This window comes from Mesorhizobium sp. M2A.F.Ca.ET.037.01.1.1 (assembly GCF_003998075.1).
Lineage (GTDB): Bacteria > Pseudomonadota > Alphaproteobacteria > Rhizobiales > Rhizobiaceae > Mesorhizobium.
This window is the reverse complement of the sequence record NZ_RZSA01000317.1, coordinates 1-6,448: the sequence shown is the minus strand read 5'-3', so window position 1 is coordinate 6,448 and position 6,448 is coordinate 1. Positions and strand designations below refer to the sequence as shown.

Here is a 6,448-nt window from a genome sequence, read left to right as displayed (position 1 = left end):
CTTCAACGGAAGGCCTTGGCGATTTGCCAAGGCCGGCCCGCAGGGACATATCGCGGCCGCCCTGGCCGTGCGGCTTTGCTATGGCGAGAATTCACGGCTGGATGCCTGCGCCATGAGTTCTTTAGGCTAGAGGCCGAGGGTCGCGGCCGCCACCGGCAGGTACCGGCCGGTCTTGGCAACGGTGACGATGGCGATAAAGCTCCATAGGGGCTCGCGCAGCACGCCGGCCATCACCGTCAGCGGATCGCCGATAAATGGAGCCCAGCTCAGCAGCAGGCTCCATCGTCCGTAACGGTGATAGCGCGCCGCCGCGCGGTCGAGCGCGGCAGGCTTTGCCGGAAACCATTTGCGGTCGCCGAAGCGATCGATGCCGCGGCCCAGCAGCCAGTTGACCACCGAACCAAGCACGTTGCCGATCGTCGCGACCAGAACCAGCGCGGCCGGCGAATGGGTCCCGGCCAGGAGAAAGCCGACCAGCGCTGCTTCCGATTGCAGCGGCAGGATGGTCGCGGCGGCGAAGGCGGTCAGGAAAAGTCCGCCGAAAGCGGCAAGGTCACCAAGCATTGCCGTCCGTCAGTTCGCCTCTCGCCATTTCGGATCCTGACTATCGACGGCTTGGGTCATGGCGACCGTCGCCCAGCTCCCGGCGCGTATCACGAAAGTGACGCGCTCGCTCCCCTATATGCTAGGCTTATGTCGTCAAAACAGGGTCATCGTTATGGATGCCAGCGAATTGCAGGCCATAGGCGACACGCTGATGCGCCTCGTCACCCCCGATATGAAGCCGAAAGACCTGCTCAAGGCGGTGCGCAAGGAGCATCCCGACGCCAGGAAGAAGGACATCGCCCGCGCCGCCTTCCATGCCATCATCGCCAATGCCGACCAGGATCCCGGCAAATCGCGCAACCTCCAGGCTTTCGCGCTTGCCGAGCGCACCCAGCAATCGGAATAAATTGCCGCGAATTGTAGCATTGGGCTTGCTGGAAACTTAATAAGCGACTTCTAATTTATGGCTCCGCCGGCAACTGGCCCCAACCGGTACTAAGCCCATGACCAAAAACCTCGGCAATGCCAAACCCAGCGCTCCAGCCAAGGAGATAAGCGCCTCGCTGTTCAGCAGGGCGGCGCCGGCGCTGTTTCCGCTGGTGGTCGCGGCGCTCGGCTATCTTTTCGGCCAGCATTATTTCGGCTTTTGACGCGCGGCCGGCTTCAGGTGGTTTACAGCCTGATTGTGATTGGTCCGTCTCGGCCCCTGCGCTTGCAGCTTTGGTCCTAGGGCCTAGGTCGTTCTTGCCCTCGCATGGGCGCGAGCGCATCCTTTCCTGCAGCCGGCGGCCTCGCAAACTCCGGTCAGGCCCGGCCGCCGAACCCAGTATCACCCCCCAAGGCAGCCGGGCCGCCCATCGCTCCCCACCACTCCGTGAGTTATTGTAGTCTTTGCTCGACGGGGCGACGTAGGCGCCATAGTCGTTTTTATCCGTCAGATTTCAAAAATCTACTGAGTATCGGCGAGTGCCTTCGCACTAAATGTCGATCAGCTCCGCTTTCGGCAACTTAAGGCGCTCTAGATCGTATTGGGTCTAGGCACCAGATACTTGGGCCGAAGGCAGGAGCCGTATGATAACAAGCGAGCCAGACAGTGTGCGTGTGAAAACCGTCAATGGCCAATGGATCGTGCGCATCGTCGACGGTGGCAGGCTGACGCAGCAAGTGTTCGACATTCACGAGCAGGCCGAGAGCTTCGCCGAGGAGGAGCGGCTGCGATTGGGGCTCCCCGGGGAGCCACCGGCCGAGGAGCCGGCGGGGCCGCCGCGGAGCGGACAGGCTGGCTGAGATCGTCGACGCTCATGGCCAACTGTGAAAATGCGAGACAAATCGGCGGACGGCACGCGGGTGTTGCATTTGCCTTCGACGCACTGGCCACGCAACGCCGCTCGCTGACCCAAGCGTTTGAACACAGGTCGCCGGCGGAGCGCGGTGTTCCGACTCCGCTATCCCATATGTTGCGCCCTGAGCGTCTCCTTCATCCGCTCGAGCGCCGGCTCGCCGCCGGTCGCGAGGTCATCGGCGATTCGGGCAAGCTTGTCGTCGGCCTTGCGGTGTTTGCTGCCCCAGGCGCCTAGCGTCGCCAGCACCGGCAACAGGTCGATGCCGGCCTCTGTCAGCCGGTAGATCGCCTTCAGGCCATGGCTGGGGTCGTCGCTTCGCGTGAGGATGCCTTCGTCCTGCAGCGTCTGCAGCCGCTCGGCCAGCGTGCGCGACGAGATGCCTTCGTCGGACTGCAGGAATTCGCGAAAATGCCGTTTCCCGGCGAAAGCCAGGTCGCGGATGATGAGCAGTGTCCAGCGGTCGCCGAGCAATTCGAGCGAGAGGCTGATCGGGCAGCCAGACCGTCCCTTGGTCGCCATCAACATACTTCCATTTGTAAATCAATTTACTATTGACACCATTGCCGCTTTGCGTCAAACGGTTCCAAAAGTAAATCATTGGCGAGGAGAATGAGCATGAGGAAGCTGATCCTTCAGATGCAAATGTCGGTCGACGGCTTTGTCGGCTCCGATGAGGATCGTCGCTGGCAGCTTTGGGAATGGGGCGACGACAGCGACTGGGACGAGGAGTTGAAGCAGGATTTCAATGCCGTCTTCACGACCGTCGGCACCATCCTGTTGAGCCGCAAGATGGTGGAAGAGGGCTACCTTGCCCATTGGGGCAATGCGGCCAAGAAATATCCGAAGGATCGCTTCTATGCTTTCGCGCAGCGTATCGTCGAGGCTGAGAAGGTCGTCGCGAGCGACAAGCTTGCAGCGTCGCGCTGGGAACGGACATGGGTCGTAAGCGGCGACCTGCCGCGCGAGGTCGACGCGCTGAAGCAGGGCGAGGGCGGCGACATCGCCGTGTTCGGCGGCGCCGGCTTCGCCTCGGCGCTGATCGCCGCCGGCCTGGTCGACGAGTTCCAGCTCTTCATCAATCCGGCGGTGCTGGGGAAAGGCCGCCGCATCTTCGACAAAAGCGGGTTCGCCAGGCTGACGCTCCTCGGCTCGAAGTCCTATGCCTGCGGCATGGTGGTGAGCCGCTACGCGCTCGCGCAATGAGAAGCGGCAACCGAGCCCGCACCGCCTTGAATCAATCTCGCGGCGCGCCTTTCTGACTGGCCCCCAGCCTCAGTGCCCCGCCTGGTCGGCGTCGGTCAGCGTGCCGAGGAAGGCGACGATGTCGTCGATCTCGGCATCGGTCAGCGCCGGCTTGTCGCCGGGCTTTCTGCCGTTGAACGGCGGGTCGGTGTTGAGGTTCGGCCAGTAAGCTCTTGGCAGATCGTCGAATTTGTCGACCGTGCCGTCGGCATTCTTCGGGTACCAGCGCGCCGGATCGCTGTCGCGGCTGGAATAGAAGGCGACCGCGTCGCGCAGCGTGTGGAAATAACCATTGTGGAAGAAGCTTTTGCGCAAGGCCACGTTGCGCAGCGTCGGCGTCTCGAACAGGCCGCAATACTCGGCGCGGCCCTTGAAGTCGGTGCGCAGCGGGCCACACAGGCCGAGGTCGAAGTAATCAGGATCGGAATTGGCGGGGATCGCCGGATTGCGCGGCACGGCAATCGCGATCAGGCCGTAGTCGGTGAACTGCGGCGGCTCGCCGTCATTGGCGGGCTCGCTCAAATGGCAGCTCGCGCAATTGCCCTTCGCCTCGTCCTCGAACAGCATCCGGCCGCGCAATTCCTGCGCCGAGAGCTGCGCCTTGCCGGCGAGGAAGGCGTCATAGCGGCTGGAATAGGGATAGAAATCGGCGCTGCTCTGCTCGAAGGTGCCGAGCGCTTCCACCGCGGCATCAAAAGCGTCCTGCGGATGGTCGAAGACATCGGCGCCGAAGGCGGCCTTGAAGGCGTCGGCATAGGGCGCCTTGCGCAGGCTGGCGGCCACCTGGGCCTCGTCCTTGTTGCCCATCTCGAAGGGCGACAGCAGCGGGATTCTCGCCTGGTCCTTGCCGTGGTCGGCGCGGCCGTCCCAGGTCAGGCCGCCGGTCGGGCCGTTGTCGACGCTCTCGTCGCCTTCGTCCTCGGAGTCGTAGAAATGCTCGCTGAAGGCTGGCGCTGCCTGCAAATAGCGCAGCGACGGCACGGCGCGCACGCCGGGCTGGTCGAGCCTGGCTCCGCCCATCTCGACCGGCGAGGCCGAGGCCGGTCCGAAGGCGTGATTGGGATCGTGGCAGGACGAGCAGGCCTGCTTGCCGGAAGCAGAGAGCGAAAGGTCGAAGAACATCTGCCGTCCGAGCGCCGTCAGCGCGTCGACGCGGGCATAAGCTTCCCGGCGCGACATCGGGCCAGGATGGACGCCCAATGGCTCCGCGGTATTGGCGGGTGCGGTCAAGCCGACGATCGAAGCTGCCAGCAGGGCGATCGCGTGATTTTTCCGTCTCATCTGCGCGGCGACATCCCTGATTTCCTTCGCGACGTAAGGTTCAAGTGCAACGGATTGATGACTGGCCGTCCCGCTCACGAAACCGTGTTTGACGGGGACGGAACTGTCACAAAGGTGACAAGGCATCGAAGTAGCTGGGCATTGATGCATCTGCGTTCCTGCATTGCCGTCCTCCAGCCATTCCCCAGCCACGAGGCATCCTTCAATGACCCGGTCCCTTCTCTCCCTTTGCCTCGCCACCACGGCGCTGGCATCGCTCTCCGCCGCTGCCCACGCGGCTCCCCCCGGCTACGACAAGATCGACACCGTCGTCGTCATCTACGCCGAGAACCGCAGCTTCGATAACCTCTATGGCGGCTTCCCCGGTGCCAACGGCTTGGCGAATGTGTCGCCCGGCCAGGCGCGCCAGCTCGACCGTGACGGCAAGCTGCTTTCCGAGTTGCCGCCGGCCTGGGGCGGGCTGACCGGCAAGGGCGTCACGCCGGCGGTGACGGAAGCGCAGAGCGCGCATCTCGCCAACGCGACATTCGCCATCGACGATCCCAACGGCTTCAACGAGGGCACCAACGTCGTCACGCATGACCTCTGGCACCGCTTCTACCAGGAGCAGATGCAGATCGACGGCGGCAAGAACGACAAGTTCGTCGCCTGGGCCGATTCCGGCTCGCTGGTAATGGGCCATTACGACGGCTCCAACCTGCCGATGTGGGCGATCGCCAAGAAGTACGTTCTGGCCGACAATTTCTTCCAAGGCGCCTTCGGCGGCTCCTTCCTCAACCACTTCATGCTCGCCTGCGCCTGCGTGCCCTACTATCCGAATGCCGACACCAGCCCGGTGAAGGGCCAGATCGCCGTCGTCGAGCCGGATGGCGTGACGCTGAAGCCGGCCGACAATTCACCGGCCTCCGCACTCGGCGGCGTGCCGAAATTCGCCAATGACGGCGCAATCACTCCAGACTTTTATGCCGTCAACACCATGCAGCCGCCCTACCAGCCGAGCGCCAACAAGCCGGCCGAAGGCGGCGACAAGGCGCTCGCCGATCCGGCTGCGCCGACCACGCTGCCGCCGCAGCACGAGATCACCGTCGGCGATCTCCTGTCGCTGAAGGGCGTTTCCTGGGCGTGGTATTCAGGCGCCTGGCAGGTGGCGCTCGACGGCAAGAACGCGACGCCCGTGCCGAACTTCCAGTTCCATCACCAGCCCTACAACTATTTCGCGGCTTACGCGCCGGGCACAGCCGCGCGCGCCGAGCACATCAAGGATGGCGGCCTCGGCGGCGAAGAGTTCATCAAGGCGATCGACGACGGCAAGCTGCCGCAGGTCTCCTTCTACAAGCCGCAGGGCAACCTCAACGAACATGCCGGCTATGCCGACGTGACCTCGGGCGACCAGCATCTGGCCGACATCGTTTCGCATCTGGAGAAGAGCCCGCGATGGGCGCATATGCTGGTGGTCGTCACCTATGACGAGAATGGCGGCTTCTGGGATCACGTCGCGCCGCCCAAGGCCGACCGCTGGGGCCCGGGCAACCGCGTCCCGGCCTTCATCATCTCGCCCTATGCGAAGATGGGCATGGTCGACCACACGCAGTACGACACCACCTCGATCCTGCGCTTCATCACCAACCGCTACGAGCTGCCGGTGCTGCAAGGCATCGTCGCCCGCGACAAGGCGCTGCGCAACGACGACCAGCCGCCGATGGGCGATCTGACGGCGGCGCTGGATCTGACGAAGTAGCGTTTTCCTCGCCCCGCCAAAGGCGGGGAGAGGTGTCCGCGAAGCGGACGGAGAGGGGGCCTTCGTAGGGCGCCCACGCTGCCTTTTAGGCGCCGGCGCCGCCCCTCATCCGCCCTTCGGGCACCTTCTCCCCATGAACGGGGAGAAGGCGAGGACGCGACGCCCGCGAAAAGTGTCCAGCGGATAGATGGGTAACACTTTGAACCGGATACATAGGTAACAGTTTTCTCTCCCTATGATGCGGTCGCCGCAGCGCCAAGCGGTCGGCTTGGCGCGGCACTGCGGCGAACCAGTTTCA

Annotated in this window: 8 protein-coding genes; 5 read left to right on the top strand and 3 right to left on the bottom strand. The window is 63.8% G+C overall.

Annotation, left to right across the window (positions count from 1 at the left end; genetic code table 11):
• Positions 1-126: 126 nt before the first annotated feature.
• Positions 127-564, bottom strand: coding sequence for a YqaA family protein (locus EOA27_RS17140; RefSeq protein WP_126078135.1), 438 nt, complete (start codon positions 562-564; stop codon positions 127-129).
• A gap of 58 nt (positions 565-622) precedes the next feature.
• Between EOA27_RS17140 and EOA27_RS17135 the strand changes: the two genes are divergently transcribed.
• The 3 genes from EOA27_RS17135 (at position 623) to EOA27_RS17130 (ending at position 1,833) form a co-directional block, all read left to right on the top strand.
• Positions 623-952 (top strand): hypothetical protein, encoded by a 330-nt coding sequence (locus EOA27_RS17135; protein WP_348526565.1) that lies wholly within the window; start codon positions 623-625, stop codon positions 950-952.
• A gap of 97 nt (positions 953-1,049) precedes the next feature.
• Positions 1,050-1,196 (top strand): hypothetical protein, encoded by a 147-nt coding sequence (locus tag EOA27_RS40740; protein WP_189342223.1) that lies wholly within the window; start codon positions 1,050-1,052, stop codon positions 1,194-1,196.
• A 445-nt stretch (positions 1,197-1,641) separates the two neighbouring features.
• The gene (locus tag EOA27_RS17130; protein WP_245491107.1) at positions 1,642-1,833 is read left to right on the top strand and encodes a hypothetical protein; all 192 of its coding nucleotides are present in this window, start codon (positions 1,642-1,644) and stop codon (positions 1,831-1,833) included.
• Positions 1,834-1,991: 158 nt separating this feature from the next.
• On the opposite strand, the gene EOA27_RS17125 is transcribed toward EOA27_RS17130, so the two are convergent.
• Positions 1,992-2,408: a helix-turn-helix domain-containing protein gene (locus tag EOA27_RS17125; protein ID WP_126078132.1), complete on the bottom strand. Its 417-nt coding sequence runs from the start codon at positions 2,406-2,408 to the stop codon at positions 1,992-1,994.
• Between the two features lie 96 nt (positions 2,409-2,504).
• Between EOA27_RS17125 and EOA27_RS17120 the strand changes: the two genes are divergently transcribed.
• The gene (locus EOA27_RS17120; protein ID WP_126078131.1) at positions 2,505-3,092 is read left to right on the top strand and encodes a dihydrofolate reductase family protein; all 588 of its coding nucleotides are present in this window, start codon (positions 2,505-2,507) and stop codon (positions 3,090-3,092) included.
• A 69-nt stretch (positions 3,093-3,161) separates the two neighbouring features.
• Here the strand turns inward: EOA27_RS17120 and EOA27_RS17115 are convergent, their stop codons facing one another.
• Positions 3,162-4,412, bottom strand: a complete 1,251-nt coding sequence (locus EOA27_RS17115; protein ID WP_126078130.1) for a cytochrome-c peroxidase — start codon at positions 4,410-4,412, stop codon at positions 3,162-3,164.
• 205 nt (positions 4,413-4,617) lie between these two features.
• Between EOA27_RS17115 and EOA27_RS17110 the strand changes: the two genes are divergently transcribed.
• On the top strand, positions 4,618-6,150 hold the full coding sequence (locus EOA27_RS17110) for an acid phosphatase (RefSeq protein ID WP_126078129.1): 1,533 nt from the start codon (positions 4,618-4,620) through the stop codon (positions 6,148-6,150).
• Positions 6,151-6,448 lie beyond the last annotated feature (298 nt).

Coding starts and splice junctions, on each gene's coding strand:
- EOA27_RS17135 (WP_348526565.1), top strand. CDS start 623: ATGGCGACCGTCGCCCAGCTCCCGGCGCGTATCACGAAAGTGACGCGC.
- EOA27_RS17125 (WP_126078132.1), bottom strand. CDS start 2,408: ATGGCGACCAAGGGACGGTCTGGCTGCCCGATCAGCCTCTCGCTCGAA.
- EOA27_RS17110 (WP_126078129.1), top strand. CDS start 4,618: ATGACCCGGTCCCTTCTCTCCCTTTGCCTCGCCACCACGGCGCTGGCA.
- EOA27_RS17120 (WP_126078131.1), top strand. CDS start 2,505: ATGAGGAAGCTGATCCTTCAGATGCAAATGTCGGTCGACGGCTTTGTC.
- EOA27_RS17115 (WP_126078130.1), bottom strand. CDS start 4,412: ATGAGACGGAAAAATCACGCGATCGCCCTGCTGGCAGCTTCGATCGTC.
- EOA27_RS40740 (WP_189342223.1), top strand. CDS start 1,050: ATGACCAAAAACCTCGGCAATGCCAAACCCAGCGCTCCAGCCAAGGAG.
- EOA27_RS17140 (WP_126078135.1), bottom strand. CDS start 564: ATGCTTGGTGACCTTGCCGCTTTCGGCGGACTTTTCCTGACCGCCTTC.